Genomic DNA, 20,603 nt, shown 5'->3' on the forward strand with positions numbered 1-20,603 from the left:
CTGCTGGTCCGCGGTTCAGTGCGCGGCAGGTCAAAGCCACCGTACAGACCGGCCGTGCCTGGCGCAGCAGCGACGTTGCCCTTCGTCGCGATCTTCTTGCCGGCGCGCGCCGTCGGATGCGGATGCCGCCTCATGCCTGGCTCTCGCGCAGACGCTCGCCGTACACGGTCTTCGGCAGGGTCTTCCGGTTTGCGTCGGTCAGGCCGCTCGGGTCGCGACCTGCTTGACCGGCTTCTGCACCCTGTGCAAGGCACTTGTGGTGGAGGCCGTGGACCGCGGAGTGGGAGTCGCGGTCGACGATCGGGCCCTGCTTGAGGCTGGTCGCCGGGCGGCCCGCATCGGAGCATTCCGCCCTGAACAGCGCCACGCCGCCATCGACTGTGCCCAGGGCCTCGTCCTGCGCAGCATCCTCTATCCCAAGGGCTGACAACGAGAGGGCACCGGTCAGCAGCAGTGTGGCGAGGTAGGCAGGCTTGTTCATGGAAGACACCATTCGCGGCAGCGGTCTGTGAATTCCGGCGCTTCCAGGCTGTATCGGCCAGTTTGGCTGCACTCTTGAGGTCGGTCCTGCGATGACGGGTTGGTGACAAGCTGCTTCGCCCGCAGGAGCGTCGATGCCACCCAGACGCGTGCCTGGTTTGCCGCTGGAGAACGGCTTCGCCATCAAGACGGGCAGCGTCGCCCGTTCGCACCCTCTCGCCCGGCGTTCACGCCGGGGCGGGGGCAGGCTGGTTGTCGTGGTGCTCGCTCCGGTCTGCCCCTGCGGCCAGCGGCTGGATCACCGGCTCGGCCGTTGCGTCCCTGTGGACGCCGCATCCAAGCAGTGTTTCTTCGTCGAGCTGAACGATCCAGCTTTCCTTGGGCCTGACCAGCTGCGTGATGGGGTCGATGGCGGTGCACTGAACCCAGTCGCCACCGGCCTCGGCCGCCGCCCAGGCTGACCGCAGGAACACCTCGTCCTGTCCCTTCGTGACGCTGTACAGCTGCCCCACGTTGGCCGGCTTCGCGCCACAGGCTACGTATCGACCGTCGCGGCCCAAGGCGAACACGTACAGATCGCGGTCGATGAAGGCTCCTCCGGGGTCGTGAAAGTCCGCGACAGCCCTCTCCAGACCCGCTGCCTTCACGTGGGCGACCGCGCGCTCGACGAGGCCCAGAGCCTCATCCGCCGAGCCCTGGCGGAGGCGCATCGATGACACGGCATCACGCAGTCGATCTGCCCGGGTGACCAGCGCATGCGAAGCGGTGGCCGACTGTTCCACCAGCTTCGCGTTCTCACGCGTGATCTCGTCCAGACTGCCCACCGCATGAGTCACCTGTTGCAGATCCTGGCTGTGCTGAGTGCTGTGGTCGGAGATGATGCGCAGTGCGCCCGAGATGTCGCGGACCCCTCGCACCACCCCGTCGAGGCTGCTGCTGGCGGCATCCAGCTTCTCGGTCGACAGCTGCGCCTGAGCGCCGGTATTGCCGATCAGCACTCGAATCTCCTCGGCCGACTCGGCGCAACGCTGCGCCAGTTGGCCAACCTCGGTGGCCACAACGGCAAACCCTCGGCCGCTCTCCCCTGCGCGCGAGGCCTCGATGGCCGCGTTGAGCGAAAGCATGCTTGTCTGGAACGCGACTTCATCGATCACCCGGACCATCTCGGACACCTGCTCGACGGCCTGCTGCAGCTGACGCATCGAGGTCACCGTTTCCTGCATCGCCAAGTGTCCCTTTTCGGCCTGGCCCGTCAGGCTCTGCGCGAGCCTGTCAAGCTCGAGCGCGGCCTCGGCATTGCGCGCCATATCGACCGACAGGCTGCTGATGGCCGCGATCGAACTGCGCAGGCTGCCGGCCTGTTCGTCGGTGCGGCCGGCAAGGCGGGTGCTGCCGACGCTGACCTCCTGACCAGTCAGGTTGACGAAGCTGGCGCTGTTGCGAATCTCGGCCACCATAGTCGACAGCCGCGCGCTCATGGCTTCGACGATCCTGCCGATGTCGGCCAGCTCGTCGCGCCCGGCAACCCGCAGGGGGTGAGTGAGGTTCCCGGCCGCGATGGCTGCGGTGCCCCTGTGCAGGTGGTTCAGAGACCGGCGCATGCTCACGACAAGGGCCGACATCAGGTAGCCGATTGCGATCAGCACGGCGAAAATGCCTGTCGCCCGCGTGGTCAGCTCAAGCCAAAGCAGGCGCTCCTTGTCGGAGATGCGTTCCTGAAGCCGCAGGATCAGGTCACGCTGAAGCGCATGGACAAGCGCAAGGGCGTGAGTGCCTCGTTCGCGAAATCGATCGGCGTCCCCGCTACGGTCTGTCGTGCCCAAGCGCGCTTCTACATCGCGCATGAACTGCTCAACGGCCACACGGGCGGGCTCGGCCGATCCCGGTGCCTCACCCCCATGTCGTGCCACGGCCTCCAGGCGGTCGCTCAGGACAAGCTGCAGCCGCGCGGCAAGCTGGCCCTCGGACAACACCTCGGCCAACTCAGCAGGGTTCCTGCTCGGTGCTGCATGCGCAGCGCCACCGAGCGCCAGGGTCTTGGCCAGAGCCTCAGAAAGCGGCGGGTCGACGTTGACCAGCAGATCGATCATCTCGAAGGTCACGGCATCCCCGTTGAAGAGCAGGCCCGAGACCTCGGCCACCCGTCGAATCTGGCGCAGCAGGGAGTCCAGCAGCGCCGACTGCGCGGCGAACCCGGTCTCGGTGCCCCTAATGCTCGCCTGCAGCCGTTCTTGCAGGGGGTGCCAAGAGTCCAGCGCCGGGGCCAACGGGCCGTTGGTCATGGCTCTTTCCAGAGCCAGCATCGCCTCGTCCACATTGCGCCGGCTTGTGGCCAGCGAGTTCGCTTGAGCAGGTGCGGGCGCGCTCGCCTCGTCCATCAACTGTGCACGTTGCAGCTGCAGTTCGGGCACCACCCGGACGAGCTGTTCCAGTGCCTGCAGACCTGCGCTCTGGCGCTGCCCTGCTTGCAGCGCGCGCCACAGGTCCTGCATGCTGAGTGCTCCAAGCAACAGCAGCGGAGCCACCACCAGCACGCCGAGCAGCGCAAGCTTGCTGTGCAGCCGCAGGTGGCTCATCAGCCGCTCGCCTGGGGCCAGTGCCTGCATCAACCGGGCGTAGGCCCAGTGGGTCTGGCGAGTGCGGTTTCGTTCGATCATGGCGGCACTGACGGTGAGACGTCGAAGATCGATGTTGGACCGAAGGCCATCCGGGCGTGTGCCCGAGAAGCAGCCGTCATCCTGCGCTGTTCGGGGCGCTGAGAAGCTTCAAGCGGCTGTAGCGGCATGGCCGACCCTTTGCAGCCAGTCCGGCACCGCGTGCAGCGGCACCACATCAGCGGCTGCACCCAGCCTGATGGCCTCTCGAGGCATGCCGAAGACCACGCTGGTGGCCTCATCCTGCGCCGCCGTGCGGGCTCCTGCCCGCCGAAGCTCGAGCAGGCCGCGCGCGCCATCGTCGCCCATGCCGGTGAGCAGCACCGCGGCGGCATTGCCGCCTGCATGCTGCGCCACGCTTCGGAACAGAACGTCGACACTCGGCTTGTGACGATTGACCAGCGGGCCGTCGCTCACGGTAACCAGGTACTGCGCGCCGCTGCGCACGAGCTGCATGTGACGCCCCCCCGGGGAGATGAGCACGCGCCCGGGGATCACGCGATCGCCGTCGCGAGCCTCGCGCACATCGAGCACGCACACGCTGTTCAGTCGTCCGGCGAAGGCGGCAGTGAACGACTCCGGCATGTGCTGCACGATCACGATCCCGGGCGTCGTGCGCGGTAGGCCGGTCAGCACCGTCTCGATGGCCTGCACGCCGCCTGTGGAGCTCCCGATGGCCAGTACGCGGTCGGTGGTCTCGGACATCGCGTGGGATGCGGCAGGTGGTGGCTCGCCTGCGCGCGACATCACGCTGCCGGCGTTTGCTGCGCCCGTCGCTGGCAATCGAAGCCTTCGCACATTGGCCAGCGCCGCCGCACGCACCGCCGCCACGAGGCCGTTGCTCGGATCGCCGAGGAAGTCGCGCAAGCCGATCTTGGGCTTGGCAACACAGCTGACGGCGCCCTCGGCCAGTGCCTGTATCGTGGTTGCAGCGCCTGCAGCAGTGAGTGTGGAACACATCACGACCGGAGTCGGTCGTTCGCTCATGACCTTGCGAAGGAAGCTCAGGCCATCCATGCGTGGCATTTCCACGTCCAGCACAATGACATCGGGCCAGCGCGCCTCCATCTTGGGCCAGGCAAACAAGGGATCGCTCGCGGTTGCGATGACCTCGATTCCTGCGGAGGTGAGCAACTCGTGCAGGTGCTTGCGCACCACGGCGGAGTCATCGATCAGGATCACTCCTATGCGACGGTCGGTCATGTCTTGCTCCTGGCGAGACTGGCCTGAAGATGGGGTTGGGGCGCCGCGCCATCGCCCCGCCGCATGGTGACCTCTCCGGTGGCCAGAGTCAGGACCACGGTGCGTGGGATGTCCTCGCCGACGTCAACTCCCTGGATCTGAAAGCCATAGCGGTCGACGAGATTGAAGCCCTGCTCGATGTTTCGCTCGCCCACGTTGAACTTCAGCGCGCCTTCCGGCATGGTGTCGGCCCCCCCGTACAGATGGGCATGGAATTCGGTAGGTGCGCTGCGCGTGGCGCGCAGCAAATTCACCAACGCCTCCAGCGCCTCGTCGCCGTACCGCCCGTCAAGCGGTTCGTCACCCTTGCGTTGACGCGAGGGCAGAAGGAAGTGGCACATGCCGCCCAGGCGGCGCTCCGGGTGCCACAGGGTGACGGCCAGGCACGAGCCGAGCAGGGTGCGCAAGGACGCTGCATGGCCGCCGAAGTGAAGTTGGCCAGGCATCAGCGTCAAGTGCTCGCCCGGGCGAGCAGCAAGCTGCGAATGCATCGTGGGTGCGCTCACCGCGGAGTTCGTGCGCACGCCGCCGCGCGCCTCACGTTCGGCGGCGCTGCGCTCGGCCGCGCAGGCCATGCGCATCGCCAAGGTCATGCGCTCAGACGCGGACATGGATCGCGGTCGCCAACGCCCGCACCGGCAGGTTCAGCGTCGCCAACGACTCTGCATGGCCGGTGTACAGCACGCCGTCGGGCTTGAGATGCTGCAGCACGCGGCGCACGATCTGCGACTTGGCCTCGTTGTCGAAGTAGATCAGCACGTTGCGCAGAAATATCACGTCGAACATGGGTAGCTGCGGCAGCTCAGCCATCAGATTGGCGGGCAGGAAGCGCACGCGCTGTCTCAGGGCTTTGCTCACCAGCAGATCGCCTTTGTGGGCTCCGTGGCCCTTGAGACAGAAGCGTCGCAGGTAGTCAGCCGGCACCAGACGGGCTCGCTCCATCGAGTAGAGCCCTCGGCGCGCGCTGTCCACCATGGCCGTGGACAGGTCGGTGCCCCACACCTGCCAGCCACCTTCGCCCAGTTGGTCGGCCAGCAGCATCGCGATGCTGTACGCCTCTTCTCCGCTGGAGCTGGCGGCGCTCCACACACTGAACTCTCCACCGTCGGCAGCCCATTGCGACTGCAGCCTCTCGGCCAGGTCGTTGAAGTGCTGCGGCTCGCGGAAGAAGTAGGTCTCGTTGGTGGTCAGGCGGTCGATGACACGGGTCATCTCGGCAGCTGGGGCGTGGCCGCCCACCAAGCGTTCAACATAGGCCTCGAGGTCGTCAACGCCGTGCTCCTGAGCCAGTCGGTTCAGTCGACCGACCACCAGGGCTTCCTTGTTGTCGCCGAGGCGGATGCCCGACGCCTCGTGGAAAAGCTGTGTGACGGCCTCAAAGGCTTTGCGCGACAGCAAGGTCATGCGATTCCCTCAGTGCGCGCGCCACGCTGCGATGGCGCTGGACAGTTCGTGGGCGGACAGTACCTGCTGCAGCGCCAGCACGCCGATCAGCTGGCCGCCCGACCGGGTGATCCCCCTCAAGAAGCCCGGTGAGATGCGGGTGCCCAGCGCCGGCGCCGGCTCGATCTCGTGCGCCGCGCGGTCGAAGACCTCGTACACCGCATCGACCAGCAGCCCCACGGTCAGGGATTGACCCGGGCTCTCCGAGTCGCTGCCATCGGCGTCGGCCTGCGCTGCGTCCGTGGCATCGACAACCACGATGCACGAGCGGCGCCCGGTCACCGTTGCGGGTCGGCCTAGCCGCGCCGACAGGTCGATCACGGGCACCACGGCGCCACGCAGGTTCATCACGCCACGCACGAACTCCGGCGTGCGCGGCAGCGGGGTGAGACGTGCGACCTGAAGAATCTCGCGCACATCATCGATCGACACGGCCAGGGCTTCGTCGCCCACCGACATGCGCAACAGCGACAGCGGCGCTTCGGCGTCGTAGCCGGTGCCTGCCGGCAGGGTTTGGGCCGAGAGGGTGTTCAGGGATTCGAGCATGGCGTTCAACGGTGTGCAGGGCGTTTCGATGCCTGGGGTTGGCTCAGAATCGTCCGAAGGAAGCCTCGTCGGCTGCGTCCTCGGTCACTGCGGGCGCGGGTCGCTTGGCGGGCGTTGGCGCCTGGCCGAAGCGCAGAGCGCCCGTGGCGGATGGCGCCGCCCGCGTCGCGCGCGGCTTGGCTGCACCACCTCGCGCCGCAGCAGTCGCGACCTCGCTGCCGTCGTCCGCGAGGCGGAAGAAGCCCATCAGCTCCTGAAGCTGCTCGGCCTGGGCAGAGAGCTCTTCGGCTGTGGCGCTCAGCTCCTCGCTCGCGCTGGCGGTCTGCTGCGTGGCGCTGCTCAGTTGGTTCATGGCGCCCGTGATCTGTCCGACGCCGTCGCTCTGCTCGCCGCTGGCGGCGGCGATTTCCTGCACCAGCTCGCTGGTCTTCTGGATGCTGGGCACCATGCCCGACAGCAGCGTGCCGGCCTTTTCGGCGAGTCCCACGCTGTGCGTGGCCAGACTGCCGATCTCCTGCGCGGCCACCTGGCTGCGTTCGGCGAGCTTGCGCACCTCGGCGGCAACGACAGCGAAACCCTTTCCATGCTCGCCGGCACGCGCGGCCTCGATGGCTGCGTTCAGCGCCAGCAGGTTGGTCTGGTAGGCGATGTCGTCGATGATGCCGATCTTGGTGGCGATCGACTTCATGGCCTCGACCGTCTCTCCGACGGCGGTGCCACCGTCAGCCGCCTCCTTGGCGGCCTTGCTTGCGATGCCGTCGGTGACGTTGGCGCTCTCGGCGTTGCCCTTGACGCTGGCGCTGATCTCCTGCAGCGAGGCCGTGGTCTCTTCCACGCTGGCGGCCTGCTGGCTGGCACCGTGGCTCAGGCTCTGGCTGGTCTGGCTGACTTGACCGCTGGCCGCGCTGAGCTGGTTGGCGGCGATGCGCACCTGGCGGATCGTGCCGCTGACGGTGTCGATGAGCTGGTTGAACTTGCTGCAGAGGTCGGCGTGGAAGGCTTCCTTGCCTTCCAGCGCGATGCGGCGGGTGAAGTCGCCCTGCGTGGCTCCGTCCACCGCTGCGCCGATGTCCGCCGCCACCTGACCTGCGGCCCGTGCGCCCGCCTCGGTGGCGGCCAGCCGTTCCGCGTCTTCGGTCCGGCGACGGCGCAACTGGCCCTGCATGTCGCCCAGGCGCTGCAGGAGCTGAGACACCTCGTCACGGCCGTTCGTGGCGATCGCAAAGTCCAGGTTGCCCTCGCCAACCGCGTTGGCCGCCTCAACGGCGTGGGCCAGCGGCTTGGTGACCGAGCGCGAGATGGCAAAGCCCAGCCCCACCGAGATGAGGCCCAGTCCACCCAGAAGTGCCAGCAGGAGGTTTCGCGCCTCCTGCGTTGCCGCGACGCGGTCGAGAAGCTTGGTTTCCAGTGCAATGGCCGTCTCGTCGAACAGCTTGTACTGCGCATCCACGGCCTGCGTGCCGGCGCGGAAGTAGTCCTGCGCGTTCAAGGTCGGCTTGGTGCCTGACAGCAGTTCCTTCTCGACGAGCTTGAAGAATCGGTCGGATTCCGCCGCCGCCGTCGCCATGGCGGCCACCTGGGGCTTGAGCGCCGGATCAATGCCAATCGCCTTGTCGATCTGTGCGGTCGCCCTCGAGAGAAGGTACTGGGCCTGCTCGGTGAACAGAGACAGGCGAGCCCGATCGCTGCTCGTGATCTCCTTGGACGACAGCAGCTGCGAGCCCAAGCCACGCGTCATGGCCAACACCTCGGCCAGGCGCGGGACGTGGTCCACCATGGCCGTCATCAGGTAATAAGTTTCAGATACCGGATCGAGCGACAGTCCCGATGCATCGGCCACCTGGTCGATCAGGGTGATGCTGGCCTGCACCATGGCCACGTGGGCTGCATAGCTTTCAGCCGGCGTGATGCTGCGGCTGTCGACCTGCTGCTGCAGCCGCTCCCAGTTGACCTTCAAGGACTTGGCGCTGTCCACCGGCAGGGTGTAGGCCAGATCGACCAGCTGCTTGTTGAGGGTCGCAAGTTCAGCGGCAACTTCATTCGCGCGAACCTTGCGGTCGCCCTCGGAGGCCGCGTTGCCGCTCAGGACTATCCCCGAGTACCCCCGGTGCGCCTGCAGGCTGCGCTGCAGCGCGATGGCGGAGCGAACGGGGTTGATGCCGGCGCCCTCACTCTTGGCGACGGCGATCTCGCCATTGCGGGCCTTGATCACGTGATAGGTGGGCAGCGCGGTCATGATCGCGCCGATGACGCCCAGCGCGGCGAACTTTTGCCACAGCTGCATGGAACGAAGGATGTGTTTCACGGCGGTCCTCTCTGGATTACGCGTTGGGAGCGATAGGGGTTCGGGGAAGGGGCTGCACCGGCTCAGCCGTCCCGGACGGGGCTGCTCTCGAGGGCAGGGATAGGCGTGGCGGCACGGGCTCGGGCGCCTGCAGTGCCGGACCGGGTGGCCGCGGCCATGAGGCCCCGCATGTCGAGCACGAGCGCCACGTCGCCCGAGCCCAGGATGGTGGAACCGGCCAGAGCCTCCAGAGGCTTGAAGATGCCGGCAAGCGGCTTGATCACGGTCTGGTGCTCGCCCAGCAGGCGATCGACGATGAGTCCGACGCGCACTGCGCCCTGGCGTACGACCACCAGGCTCCGGCGGCCACGCACAGAGTCAGTTGTGGCTTCGACGCCATAGAACAGTGCCAGGTCCAGGTATGGAAGCACCTCGCCTCGAAGGTCGAAGGTGCCTGCAGTGCGGTCGGGGTGCTCTCGACACTCGCGCGGCAGGTCGATGCACTCGCTCACCACTGACAGCGGCAACACGTAGTGCACGCTGCCCACCAGGGTGAGGAATCCGTCGATCATGGCCAGCGTCAGCGGAAGCCGGATCTGCGTTGTGGTGCCTTTTCCGGCGGTGCTGGCAAGGCTGATCTGGCCGCGAAGCGCCTCGATGTTGCGCTTGACCACGTCCATGCCGACGCCGCGGCCAGAGATGTCGGTCACCTGGTCAGCGGTCGAGAAGCCTGGCGCAAAAATCAGTTGCCATACTTCTGGGTCGGACAGTACGGACCCTTCGGGCACCAGACCGCGCTCGACCGCCTTCTTCAGGATGCGGTCACGCGACAGGCCGCACCCATCGTCGCTCACCTCGATGACGATGCTGCCGGCCTCGTGGTAGGCGTTGAGACCCAGCCGGCCTTTGCGGGCCTTGCCGGCAGCGGTGCGCTCGCCCGGACCCTCGATGCCGTGGTCCAGGCTGTTGCGGACGAGGTGCATCAGCGGGTCGCCGATAAGCTCAACCATGCTCTTGTCGAGTTCGGTGTCACCCCCGGTCACGATCAGATCGATCTCCTTGCCCAACTGCTTGCTGATGTCGCGCACCACGCGCGTGAAGCGGCTGAAGGTCTCACCCACTGGGACCATGCGCAGGCTCAGCGCACCGTCTCGTGTGGCCTGTACCAGGTCGCTCACGCGCTGCGCTGCCTCCAGGAAGCTCGCGCTGCCCTCGGCGTTGGCGGCCATTTGCGCGCCGCTGCCGGCGATGACGAGTTCGCCTATCAGGTCAATGAGACGGTCGAGCTTGTCGGCGCGCACCTTGATGTGGCGAGCTTCATCACCGCGTCGACCCGTGGCCGCACGGCGATCAGGGCCGCTGGCCCGACGCTCGGGCGTCGCAGGGGAAGGCGCGACTGCTGCCGCCGTGCTGGCCACCGGCCCCGCCGTCGGTGGGGCATCGTTCGCATGCTGGTGGACACCCATGCGGAGCCACACGCCTCGCAGTGCGTTGGCCGCTTCGACATCGTCTCCGCAGCGTTCGGCCAGCAAGGCCTCGTACTCGGGCCCGCCTGCGCTTGGCGCCAGTATGGTCAGCGCACAGTCGTCGAGCGCGAACTCGAACACCCGCTCAATGTCCTGTCGGGTCCGTTCGGTCTGCAGGCGCAGTTCAAAGCCCAGGTGGCAGGACTCGGCATCCATGGCCGCCAGCGGCGGCACGGCGTCCGCCATGGTGTGGATTTGGGTCACCTTGCCCAGCGTGCCCAGATACCGGAGGAAGGCCAGCGGGTCGAGTCCGTTGCGCAGCGCGTCGGAGCCGAATCGCAGCGAGACGTGCCACAGGCCTGCGGCGGCGTTTTTGCCCGCGGACGCACCGGCCGTCGCCACGGGGTTGGCGTCCTTGCTGGCAGCGCCCGCATGAGCGGCAGCCTCGCCCTGGCGCAGGTTCTGGAGATGACGCCCCAGCGCGATACTGCGCGCCTGCACTTCTGGGTCGCAGTCGCCGGTGCGCACTTCGGCAATCAAGGCCTCCATCTGGTCACGGCCCTCGAGAAGGGCAGCCGAGATGGCCTCATTGACGGCCAGGTCGCCCGAGCGCAGCGCTTCCATCAGAGTCTCGACCTCGTGTGTGAAGGACACCACCGCGTCGCAGCCGAACAGACCTGCAGTGCCCTTGATGGTGTGCGCTGCCCTGAACGCTGCGTTCAGGTTCTCGGCGTTGCCGGGGTCGCTTTCCATCACCAGCAGTGCGGCCTCGAACTGCCGCAACATGTCGGCGGCTTCGTCCAGGAAGCCGGCCCGTGCGGCGGCGATCACCTCGGCGTCGTCGTCCATTCCCATGTCTTGCTCCTCAGGGCTTTGCAGGCTCGAGCAGGTCGCCCAGGCCGAAGGTCGCCAGCGCTTCGCGCACCGGGGCGCTGGGTGCGTGCAGGGTCAGCGCGTCGCCGCGTTCGGCCAGGCTGCGTCGCGTGGCCAGCAGCAACTGCACGCCGCTGCTGTCGAAGTCGGAAACGCCGCTCAGGTCCAGAGTCAGTGGCCCGGCGCAGCTCAGTGTTTCGATCAACTTCCTGCGCCTCGCGGCGGCGAATGGAATGGTCATCTCGGGGCCGAAGGCCAGCAGGTTGGGTGTTGACATGGGTAAGCCCGGTTCAGCGGCACAGGCGCCGTACGGCGGTGACCAGTTGCATTGGTGTGCAGGGCTTGCGCAGCACGCCCTGGGCGCCCATCGCGCGTGCCGATTGCTTCACCGGCTCGCGTGTCTCGGTGGTCAGTATCAGCACGGGCGTGAACTTGTATCTCGGGTGCACGCGCAGCCAGCGCAGGAATGACAAGCCGTCCATGCGTGGCATTGACAGGTCGCTGACGATCAGGCCAAAGGGCTGGCCGTCAAGCTTGTCCATCGCGTCTTCGCCGTCGCAGGCCTCGACGACGTTGAACTTCTTGCGCTCAAGTGCGCCTCGCATGAGCGTGCGCACGCTCTGCGAGTCGTCGATGAGCAGTATCGGCTGTGCCATGTCTGGCCTCAGACACAAAGCCTGTTGACGGCGTCAACCAGCTGGCTGGGCAGGAACGGCTTGGTGAACCAAGCCCGGGCGCCAGCCGCCTTGCCCTCGGCCTTCTTGGATTCCTGACTCTCCGTGGTGAGCATGATCACGGGGGTGAACTTGTATGCACCCGTTGTCTTGATGTGCCTCAGAAAGGAGAGCCCGTCCATGTTGGGCATGTTCACGTCGCAGACGACCAGGTTCAGCTTGCGCCCGTCCAGCTTGGTCACGGCGTCCTTGCCATCCACCGCCTCAACGGTTTCGTAGCCCGCCTTCTGGAGGGCGAGCTTGACGACGGTGCGAAAGCTGCCGGAGTCATCAACAATCAGTACGGTCTTGCTCATGGGAAGATTCCCTCACGGTCTCAATCAGAAGAACTCGACGCCTGCACCTCTGTTCACGTGCACATTGCCGTGATGGGTGGAGCGCTGTTCGTCCATGGTGTAGCTGGACTCCAGGGCCGTCAGCCACTGCGCCGCATCGGTCTGTGTGCAGCGGGGGTTGTCGGCGACCCATCGTGCGAAGCTCATCATGTCGCCGCCCACGATGCTCAGCATCTGCCCCACCCGGTCACCGAACTGGAAGTTGACGAAGGCGGTCTCGAGCTGCTCCCTCAGTTCGCGGCTGGTGTCGCGCAGCGACTCGTTGCCCGACAACGAGTTGCCAAGTGAACCGAGCAATGCGCGCAGCGCAGCGCGGGCGGATACGTCGATCTCCATGCGAAGTTCCGATGCACTCGTATCGGCCGCTGCGAAGGCCCGTCGAGGACCGGAGATGCTGCCCTGCAACTGCGCCACCACGCATGCGATTCGCTCGCCAGTCTCGGCCATTCGAGTGGCCAGCGCGCGCAGTTCGCCGGCCACGGCCAGGCTTCCCCCGTCGTTGCTACCGATCTTCTGGCGATTGGCCTCGATCGAGGCGTTGAACGCCACCAGCTTTGTGCTGCGACCGATCTCCCGGGTCAGCTTCCCCAGTCGTTCCAGCTCGCCAATGGCGTCGGCAAGTCGATGCAGTTCCGCGAGCATGGCGTCGCGCTCGTCGAAGGCTCGGCGGCTTGCCGCCGTCAACGTGTCCAATGCACCTGACTCGCGGCGCACCGCTTGGTCAATGGCCCCAGGCTCGGCTCCGATCTTCATCGAGTCCAGCGTCTGGCCGAAGCTTTCCAAGGCCCCGAACATGTGGCTGAACGAGTCAAGCAATTGCTGCAGCCCGCCCGAGACGGCGTCTCGGGTCGCCTCCATCTGCCTGGCCCACACTGGGACAACCTCACTGACCATGACTTCGGCGCCGACGCGACCGGTGGCGGAGGCGCGAGCATCCGGGGCTGAGGCAGACTCCGGCGCAGCAAGGGTCAGAGACAGATGCTTGGCTGCCCGTCCCTGCAGCAGCCACCAGCCAGCGATCGAGCTGGTGAATGCCGGCAACACGGCCCACCCACCAGGCCAGGCCAGCAACGGACCCGCCGCCAGCAGAACCCATCCAAGCAGGCTCTTGAGGGGCCAGCCGGACAGGCCTTCACCGATTGGATGCGTGGTCTCGTGATTCATGTATCGCTAGGGGCGTTGCCGCCATGGCACGCAGTGGCTTTCGACAAGTCCGCGGCATGAACGTGACAACTGGTTTTCGGAAGGAGCCGCTGGCGCTTTAGGGTCACAGGCTTGCGGCGTGTGAAGTTGTCGCAGGTCCTTTGGTCGGGCGGGCCGCCTGGGCCTGCTGACTGAAGTGGGCACCCATTGAGCTGGGTGTGGCGCTGGGCCAGGAGCGGCCAGTGCACGTCGTCACCGACTCCCAGTGATGGCAGCACGCCGCGACGATGCCAAGCCCAAGACCGAGGATGGTCGGGTCGACTACCGCAAACGCAACTGGACCTCCGAGCCACCCAAAGGCCGGAGCAGGAACGCGTTACGCCACCAGCGCGCTGCCGAAGCGATCGCTGCCGATACCCGCGGACGAACCCTGAGAGGAGTACAGGGTCGCTGGCGCGCTGCGCGGGATCAGCACATCGATGGCGCGGTCCAGCGAGGCGGTGGCGCGCGCCAGCGCTTCGCGCTGCAAGGCCACCTGGCCGCCGGCCTGGGCCAGGCGCCGACGCAGCGGCGCCGGCACGTTGCCCTGGCGGGCAGCCAGCGTGAAGTGGTCGACCGCAGCGGCCAGGGCCAAGTGGAGTTCGGCTGCGGCGGCATCGACTGCGGCCGCGTCCTGGCGGTGCAGGGCCGTACCGAGAGCGACCAGTTGCTGCTCGACGGCCCCCAGGGGCCGTTCGAGCGCAGCCGCCAGCGCGGCGGCATCGCTGATGGAATCGAATTCGTGCTGACTGTGCCTCATGGCCGCGCGTCCCTGCTCAGCTGGGCTTGCGGCTCAGCAATTCCTGGGCGTTGACGATCAGCTTGTCGGCGATGGCCTCGGGGTTCACCTTGAACTGCCCGTCGCGGATGGCCTGCGCGATGCGCTCGACCTTGGCGCCGTCGAAGGCCGGGTCGCCCTCGGTTGCCTGCAGCCCTTGTGCCGCGGTGGAAAGCCTGACCTGCGCGCTGGGCTCGGCCGAGGCGGGCTGCGGCGAGGCTTTGCGCTCGGCACTGGCCGGTGCGGCAATGGTCTTGGGTTCGAGTGGACCGATCTTCATGGTGGACTCCTGGCCAGGACGGTGTCAGGAGGACACACCCGGCGACATGGACGCACTTTCGGCAGCGCTGGCAGCGGACTTTAGGCCTTTCGACTGAAATCTCGCCGAACCCCCTGCCTTGTGGGGGTGCAGCTCTGCCGGTCCGCGGGCCCGGTCGGTCACGGCCGCGCCTCGGCCTGCCGCTCGGCCACCGGGGTGGCGCTGAAGACTCGGCCGTTGGCGGCCTGCAGCCGTGCAGGAAGGCCCTCGAAACCAGGCGTCAAGGCCTGGGCTTCGGCCTGCACGGAGAAGCCGGACCCCCGCGCCGTGACGCGAACCGTGTCGCCGGCCGCGAACCACTGCCGGCTGCGCAGGTCGGCCTCGCGCAGCGGCGCGCCAGCATCCAGTGCGCGCGCCAGCATGCGGCCTGTGACGGGCTGCGACAGCGGCAGCGGCGGGGTCGCTGCGGCAGCCCAGTCGACGACGCCGGGAACAACATGATCTGCCGCCAGCTTCTCGCCGGCCGTTCGTGGCCTGGCGGCAACCCAGGCCGGCGCCCAGACCTGCACCGTCACCGGCAGCGCGATGCGCCAGGCCACCGGGCCGCGCACGCAGTGCAGCAGCACACGCGTGCGGCCCCAGGCCGGAGCACCCGGGCTGGCCGTGGCGCGGTACTCGTCGCAAGGTGCGAGCCGCAATCGCGCGTCGGGCGCGCCCGGCTCGACGACCACGCGCGCGGGTACTGGCGCCCGCTCGAGCGCGAGGGCCTCGGCAACGGCCACAGCTTGGTGCAGCGCACGCTCGGGCAGCTGCGCTGCCGCCGGGGCTGCGACCGCAGCCAACCCCGCGGCGGCCAGAACCCACAGGATGCCCGTGCTGGGACGGACGTCCTTGAGGGCGGAGGCCGGGAGGCTCCAGGCAGCATCTGTCATGACCGCCACTGTAGGCCCCGGGGCTGCGGCGCACGGCCCGGAAATGCATGGCCTGGGCAGCGCTTTTTGGGCGGTCGCGGGGCGGCCAGCGTCTCAACAATGTCCGAACGCACCCCGTCCGCGCCCCATCCGCTGCCGATCATGATCAACCGCCTCACCGACGCCCTCGACTTCCACGGCCAGGCCCTGACGCTGCGCGCGCAGCGTCAGCAGTTGATCGCCGGCAACATCGCCAACGCCGACACACCCGGCTACCAGGCGCGCGATTTCGACTTCGCAGCGGCGCTGCGGGCTGCTCGGGGCAGCGCCGGCACCGGCGAGGGGATCGCGAGGGACATCCTCACTTCTCAGGGTCGCCCGCAGCCGGCGCTGCGCTTCCTGCACCCGGCGCAGACGAACCTCGACGGCAACAGCGTCGACATGGACCGCGAACGCGCGAACTTCATGGACAACGCGCTGAAGTTCGATGCCACGCTGCGCTTCATCAACGGCAACGTCCGCACCACGCTCGATGCCATGAAGAGTCCGAACTCTCCCTGATGCAAGGAACTGAAGCATGAGCATGTTGCGCATCTTCGACGTCGCCAGCAGCGCCATCAGCGCGCAGAGCCAGCGGCTCAACGTCGTTGCCTCCAACCTCAGCAACGCCGACACCGTGGCCGGTCCCGACGGCCAGCCCTACAAGGCGCGGCAGGTGGTGTTCCAGACGGCGCTGGTGGGCAGTCGCGATGCCTTCGTGCCCGCGACCGACACCCATGCCGGCGTGCGCGTGAGCACCGTGGCTGAAAGCAACGCCCCGGGGCGCCGCGTGCACGATCCGCGCCACCCCAGCGCGGACGCCGAGGGCTATGTCACCTACAGCAACGTCAACCCGGTCGAGGAGATGGTGAACATGATCAGCGCATCGCGCTCCTACCAGAACAGCGTCGAGGTGATGAACACCGCGCGCAGTCTGCTGCAGCGCACCTTGCAGATGGGGCAGTCCTGATGAGCGCCGTCGGCGGGGCGCTGGCGGGCGCCAACCCCTTTGCTGCCGTGTCAGGAGGCGGCGCGGCGACGACCCCCGCCAACGAAGCCGGTGGAGCGGACCGCTTCCTGAAGCTGCTGGTGACCCAGCTGCAGAACCAGGATCCGATGAATCCGATGGACAACGCCCAGATCACGAGCCAGATGGCGCAGATCAACACCGTCACCGGCATCGAGAAGCTCAACACCACCGTCGAAGGCCTGAACACCCAGTTTGCCCAGTTGCAGGCGCTGTCGGGGGCCTCGCTGGTGGGGCGCGAGATCACCGTGCGCGGCAACAAGCTGCAGCTGAAAGGCGGCCTCGCCGTCGGCGGCTTCGAGCTCGCAGGCGCCGCCGGCAGCGTGAAGGTGGAGGTCCTCAACGGTGCCGGTCGTGTCGTCGATACGCTGAATCTGGGCATCAAGGACGCCGGCCGCCACCCCTTCAACTGGCGTCCGACCTCCCTGGCCGATGGCGCCTACAGCTTCCGTGTCGTCGCCGCGCAGGGAACCCAAGCCGTCACGGCCACGCCGCTGATGCGTGACCACGTCGAGGCCGTGCGCACCACCGGCAACGCCCTGACGCTGGAGACCGCAGCCAGCGGCCTCGTCGCCTGGCGCGATGTGCAGGGCTTCAACTGACACCGACCTCTGACCGCAACGCAGGACCTCTCCATGAGCTTCCAGCAAGGCCTCTCCGGACTCAACGCCACCAGCAAGAACCTGCAGGTGATCGGCAACAACATCGCCAATGCAAACACCTTCGGCACGAAGGTCTCGCGGGCCGAGTTTGCCGACATGTACGCCTCGGCGCTCAGCGGCGCCGGCAGCAGCGCCATCGGCATCGGCACCAAGCTCGCGACGGTGGCGCAGCAGTTCACCCAGGGCAACATCAAGACCACCGAGAACCCGATGGACCTGTCGATCAACGGCGCCGGTTTTTTCCAGGTGGGCGACGGCGCCAGCCCTGTCACCTACACGCGAAACGGCCAGTTCAAGGTCGATCGCGACGGCTACATCGTCAACAACGCCGGCCTGCGACTGATGGGCTATGCCGCCGACGGCCTGGGCCAGATCCAGCCCGGCCTGGCCGTGGCGCTGCAGCTGCCGACTGGCGGCGTGGCCCCCACGCCAACCACGGAAGTGAGCCTGCGGCTGAACCTGGACTCGCGCGGCAGCGTCACGGTGCCCAGTGGCACGCCGGCGATCGACTTCAGCGACGCGGCCACCTACAACAACGCGACCTCGCTCACGGTCTACGACCTCCAGGGCCGTGAAGTGGCGTTGACCTACTATTTCCAGAAGAGCGGCAACGACACCTGGAACCTCTTTGCCACAGCCAATGGCGCCACCCTGGCCGGAACCGGTGCCGCTCCGCTGCCGGTGAGCACGCTGACCTTCGCCGCGGACGGCAGCGAGCCCACCGCGCCATCCGGGCCGATCACGCTTGACGTGCCGGCCACGACGCGCCCCGACGGCAGCACGACCCAGCCCATCCCCGGTGTCTCGCTGGACCTGGGCGCGGCCACGCAGTTCGGCTCGGCCTTCGGCGTGACCGACGTGAGTCAGGATGGCTTCTCGGCCGGACAGTTGACCGGTGTCCTGTTCGAGAACAACGGCATCATCACCGTGCGCTACAGCAACGGTGAGAGCCGGCCGGCAGGCCAGATCGAGATCGCCAACTTCCGCAACCCTCAGGGGCTGCAGCCTTTGGGCGACAACCAGTGGGCTCGCACCAATGCGTCGGGCGATGCCACGGTCGGCGTGCCGGGCGAAGGCAACCTCGGCGCGCTGCAGTCCGGGGAGCTGGAGGAGAGCAACATCGACCTCACCGGCGAGCTCGTCAACATGATCGTCGCGCAGCGCATCTACCAGGCCAACGCGCAGACCATCAAGACGCAGGACCAGGTCTTGCAGACGCTGGTCAATCTGCGATAAGGCCCACCCCCGGAGCGGCTGACGCCGCTCCCCCTCAAGGAGGCGCTGCCAGCGGCCCGGCAGAGCCGGTTCCGCGGCGGCCGCTTGACCCGGAGCTCACATGGATCGACTCATCTACCTCGCGATGGCGGGCGCCAAGGCCACGCTGCAGCGGCAGGACTCGCTGGCCAACAACCTGGCCAACGCCTCGACCACGGGCTTTCGTGCCGAGATGCAGGCCTTCCGAGCGGTGCCGGTGCGCGGCGAAGGGGCCACGACGCGGGCCTACGTGCTGGAGAGCACGATCGGCCACGACACCCGGCCCGGCGCCATGCAGGCCACCGGGCGCAGCCTCGACGTGGCGATGCAGGGCAACGCCTGGCTGGCGGTGCAGGGGCTGGACGGCACCGAAGCCTACACCCGCGCCGGGGCGCTGGAGGTCAACGCCGACGGACTGCTCGTCACACCGGCCGGGTTGCCCGTGCAAGGCGACGGCGGGCCCATCACCGTGGGGCTCAACGCCCAAGTCGAGATTGCCGCCGACGGCACGATCACCAGCACCGTCGGCAACGCGCGGCCGCAGCCCGTGGGGCGGCTGAAGCTGGTCACGCCCGAAGCGCCGTTGGTGCGCGGGGCCGACGGCCTGTTCCGCGCGGGCGACGGCGAAGAGCAGCCGGCCGATGCCACCGCCCGCGTAAGCAGCGGCGTGCTCGAGGGCTCCAACGTCAGTCCGGTGGAGACCATGGTGGCCATGATCGCCGCGGCGCGGCAGTTCGAGCAGCAGATGAAGGCGCTGCAGGGCGCCGAGCAGCGCGAACAGCAGGCGGCACGTCTGCTGGCGCCCAGCGCCGGCTGAGCCGCCGCGCCGCCGCCGAACTGGCCCCCCCGGGGGCCTTTTTTCTGCCCTTGCCCGGCCTCAAGTGCGCCGCAAGATGCAGAGCATCCAAAAAAGGGGCCGCAGAGGCCCAAGGCGCCACACCATGATTCGCTCGCTCTGGATCGCCAAGACCGGCATGGAAGGCCAGCAGACCAAGCTGGACGCGATCTCCAACAACCTCGCCAACGTGGGCACCAACGGCTTCAAGCGAGCCGGCGTGCAGTTCGAGGATCTGATGTACCAGACCTTGCGCGCCGCCGGCTCGGCCACCACCGAGCAGACCACGCTGCCCACCGGCCTGCAGGTGGGCCTGGGCGTGCGCGCCGCCTCGGCCACGCGCAACTTTCAGCAAGGTGCGCTGCAGCAGACCGGGAACGCCTTTGACATCGCGATCATGGGCCAGGGCTTCTTCCAGGTTTCGCTGCCCGACGGCAGCACCGGCTACACGCGCGACGGCGCGTTCCAGGTCGACGCCAACGGCCAGCTCGTCACCAACGCAGGCTACTCTGTGCAGCCGGGCATCACCGTGCCGGCCAACGCCCTGGCCGTGACGGTGGGAGCCGACGGCACCGTCAACGCGACGCTGCCGGGCCAGACGGCGCCACAGAACCTGGGGCAGCTTCAGCTCGCGTCGTTCGTCAACCCGGCGGGGCTGGAGAGCCGCGGCGGCAACCTCTTCGCCGAGACCGCCGCCAGCGGCGCGCCGCAGACGGGCGCGCCCACCGCCAACGGCCTGGGTGCGCTGCAGAGTGGTTTCGTCGAAGGCAGCAACGTCAATGTGGTGGAGGAGCTGGTGAGCATGATCGCCACGCAGCGCGCCTACGAGCTCAACTCGAAGGCCATCCAGACCTCCGATCAGATGCTCCAGCGCCTGGGGCAGCTGTGATGCGCCCCGCCGCCTGTTTGCTGCTGGCAGCGGCGCTGCTGCCGGGCTGCGCCTACGTCGGCCCGCGCGTCGACGTCGGCGATACGGGGCCCGTGGAGCCGACCTCGGCGTCGCCCGCGACAGGGCCGGCCACGGGTTCGATCTTCGCAGCTGGCGCCTATCGCCCACTGTTCGAGGACCATCGCGCGCGTCTGGTGGGCGACGCACTGACGGTGAACATCGTCGAGCGCGTCACCGCGACCGCCACCAGCACCAGCTCGGTGGAGAAGACTGGAGCCCTGTCGGGCGGCCTGGCGGCGCTGCCCGGCATCAGTCCGAATGCGCTGCGCCGCGCCACGGCTGATGCGAACACGTCAGCCAGTTCCGAAGGCAGCGGCAGCACCGAGAACCGCAACGAGTTCAGCGGCACCATCACCGTCGTTGTGCGCCAGGTGCTGCCCAACGGCCACCTGCTGGTGGCGGGGGAGAAGCAGTTGGGCGTCAACCAGAACATCGACGTGCTGCGCTTTTCGGGCCAGGTCGACCCTCGCGCGATCCAGCCCGGCAACAGCGTGCCCAGTGCGGCGATCGCCAATGTGCGGCTCGAGCAGCGCGGGCGCGGTGCCGCCGCCGAGGCCCAGGCCATGGGCTGGCTGCAGCGCTTCTTCATCAACGTCCTGCCGATATGACCCCCCCCCGTGGCGCCTCCGGCGCTCCCCCCCAGGGGGGCA

22 protein-coding genes are annotated in these 20,603 nt (G+C 67.8%); 7 read left to right on the forward strand and 15 right to left on the reverse strand.

Annotated features, from left to right (window positions below):
* Nucleotides 1–130 precede the first annotated feature (130 nt).
* The 15 genes from KA711_16280 to flgA form a co-directional block, all read right to left on the reverse strand.
* On the reverse strand, nt 131–481 hold the full coding sequence (locus tag KA711_16280; protein MCM0610528.1) for a hypothetical protein: 351 nt from the start codon (nt 479–481) through the stop codon (nt 131–133).
* Between the two features lie 226 nt (nt 482–707).
* Nucleotides 708–3,137, reverse strand: a complete 2,430-nt coding sequence (locus KA711_16285; GenBank protein ID MCM0610529.1) for a HAMP domain-containing protein — start codon at nt 3,135–3,137, stop codon at nt 708–710.
* Nucleotides 3,138–3,245: 108 nt separating this feature from the next.
* Entirely contained in the window at nt 3,246–4,337 is a 1,092-nt protein-coding gene (locus KA711_16290; protein MCM0610530.1) for a chemotaxis response regulator protein-glutamate methylesterase, read from the reverse strand.
* Nucleotides 4,334–4,867 carry a chemotaxis protein CheD gene (locus KA711_16295; protein ID MCM0610531.1) on the reverse strand — a complete coding sequence of 178 codons (534 nt, stop codon included), beginning with the start codon at nt 4,865–4,867 and terminating at the stop codon, nt 4,334–4,336. The genes KA711_16290 and KA711_16295 overlap by 4 nt, the downstream gene beginning before the upstream one ends.
* Nucleotides 4,868–4,973: 106 nt before the next feature.
* On the reverse strand, nt 4,974–5,780 hold the full coding sequence (locus tag KA711_16300; protein MCM0610532.1) for a methyltransferase domain-containing protein: 807 nt from the start codon (nt 5,778–5,780) through the stop codon (nt 4,974–4,976).
* A 9-nt stretch (nt 5,781–5,789) separates the two neighbouring features.
* Nucleotides 5,790–6,374, reverse strand: coding sequence for a purine-binding chemotaxis protein CheW (locus tag KA711_16305; GenBank protein ID MCM0610533.1), 585 nt, complete (start codon nt 6,372–6,374; stop codon nt 5,790–5,792).
* Between the two features lie 34 nt (nt 6,375–6,408).
* The gene (locus tag KA711_16310; protein ID MCM0610534.1) at nt 6,409–7,932 is read right to left on the reverse strand and encodes a HAMP domain-containing protein; all 1,524 of its coding nucleotides are present in this window, start codon (nt 7,930–7,932) and stop codon (nt 6,409–6,411) included.
* 800 nt (nt 7,933–8,732) lie between these two features.
* Complete coding sequence (locus KA711_16315; GenBank protein ID MCM0610535.1) at nt 8,733–10,964, reverse strand: chemotaxis protein CheA; 2,232 nt, start codon at nt 10,962–10,964, stop codon at nt 8,733–8,735.
* A gap of 16 nt (nt 10,965–10,980) precedes the next feature.
* Nucleotides 10,981–11,265, reverse strand: coding sequence for an STAS domain-containing protein (locus KA711_16320; protein ID MCM0610536.1), 285 nt, complete (start codon nt 11,263–11,265; stop codon nt 10,981–10,983).
* Nucleotides 11,266–11,278: 13 nt separating this feature from the next.
* Nucleotides 11,279–11,644, reverse strand: coding sequence for a response regulator (locus KA711_16325; GenBank protein ID MCM0610537.1), 366 nt, complete (start codon nt 11,642–11,644; stop codon nt 11,279–11,281).
* An 8-nt stretch (nt 11,645–11,652) separates the two neighbouring features.
* Nucleotides 11,653–12,018 (reverse strand): response regulator, encoded by a 366-nt coding sequence (locus tag KA711_16330; GenBank protein ID MCM0610538.1) that lies wholly within the window; start codon nt 12,016–12,018, stop codon nt 11,653–11,655.
* A 24-nt stretch (nt 12,019–12,042) separates the two neighbouring features.
* Nucleotides 12,043–13,221, reverse strand: a complete 1,179-nt coding sequence (locus tag KA711_16335) for a hypothetical protein (protein MCM0610539.1) — start codon at nt 13,219–13,221, stop codon at nt 12,043–12,045.
* Between the two features lie 355 nt (nt 13,222–13,576).
* Nucleotides 13,577–13,999 carry a hypothetical protein gene (locus KA711_16340; protein ID MCM0610540.1) on the reverse strand — a complete coding sequence of 141 codons (423 nt, stop codon included), beginning with the start codon at nt 13,997–13,999 and terminating at the stop codon, nt 13,577–13,579.
* A gap of 16 nt (nt 14,000–14,015) precedes the next feature.
* On the reverse strand, nt 14,016–14,297 hold the full coding sequence (gene flgM / locus KA711_16345) for a flagellar biosynthesis anti-sigma factor FlgM (GenBank protein MCM0610541.1): 282 nt from the start codon (nt 14,295–14,297) through the stop codon (nt 14,016–14,018).
* 158 nt (nt 14,298–14,455) lie between these two features.
* On the reverse strand, nt 14,456–15,208 hold the full coding sequence (flgA, locus tag KA711_16350) for a flagellar basal body P-ring formation protein FlgA (GenBank protein MCM0610542.1): 753 nt from the start codon (nt 15,206–15,208) through the stop codon (nt 14,456–14,458).
* A gap of 141 nt (nt 15,209–15,349) precedes the next feature.
* Between flgA and flgB the strand changes: the two genes are divergently transcribed.
* The 7 genes from flgB (at nt 15,350) to KA711_16385 (ending at nt 20,561) form a co-directional block, all read left to right on the forward strand.
* Nucleotides 15,350–15,748: a flagellar basal body rod protein FlgB gene (flgB, locus tag KA711_16355; GenBank protein ID MCM0610543.1), complete on the forward strand. Its 399-nt coding sequence runs from the start codon at nt 15,350–15,352 to the stop codon at nt 15,746–15,748.
* Nucleotides 15,749–15,764: 16 nt separating this feature from the next.
* Entirely contained in the window at nt 15,765–16,196 is a 432-nt protein-coding gene (flgC, locus tag KA711_16360; GenBank protein ID MCM0610544.1) for a flagellar basal body rod protein FlgC, read from the forward strand.
* The gene (locus tag KA711_16365) at nt 16,196–16,855 is read left to right on the forward strand and encodes a flagellar hook assembly protein FlgD (GenBank protein MCM0610545.1); all 660 of its coding nucleotides are present in this window, start codon (nt 16,196–16,198) and stop codon (nt 16,853–16,855) included. Before flgC ends, KA711_16365 begins: the two co-directional genes overlap by 1 nt.
* Before the next feature lie 33 nt (nt 16,856–16,888).
* Entirely contained in the window at nt 16,889–18,151 is a 1,263-nt protein-coding gene (flgE, locus tag KA711_16370; protein MCM0610546.1) for a flagellar hook protein FlgE, read from the forward strand.
* A gap of 100 nt (nt 18,152–18,251) precedes the next feature.
* Nucleotides 18,252–18,986: a flagellar basal-body rod protein FlgF gene (gene flgF / locus KA711_16375; GenBank protein ID MCM0610547.1), complete on the forward strand. Its 735-nt coding sequence runs from the start codon at nt 18,252–18,254 to the stop codon at nt 18,984–18,986.
* A 124-nt stretch (nt 18,987–19,110) separates the two neighbouring features.
* Nucleotides 19,111–19,893, forward strand: coding sequence for a flagellar basal-body rod protein FlgG (gene flgG, locus KA711_16380; GenBank protein MCM0610548.1), 783 nt, complete (start codon nt 19,111–19,113; stop codon nt 19,891–19,893).
* Nucleotides 19,893–20,561: a flagellar basal body L-ring protein FlgH gene (locus KA711_16385; protein MCM0610549.1), complete on the forward strand. Its 669-nt coding sequence runs from the start codon at nt 19,893–19,895 to the stop codon at nt 20,559–20,561. Before flgG ends, KA711_16385 begins: the two co-directional genes overlap by 1 nt.
* Nucleotides 20,562–20,603 lie beyond the last annotated feature (42 nt).

The sequence above is a fragment of the Ideonella sp. WA131b genome, from assembly GCA_023657425.1.
Taxonomy (GTDB): Bacteria; Pseudomonadota; Gammaproteobacteria; order Burkholderiales; family Burkholderiaceae_C; genus Rubrivivax.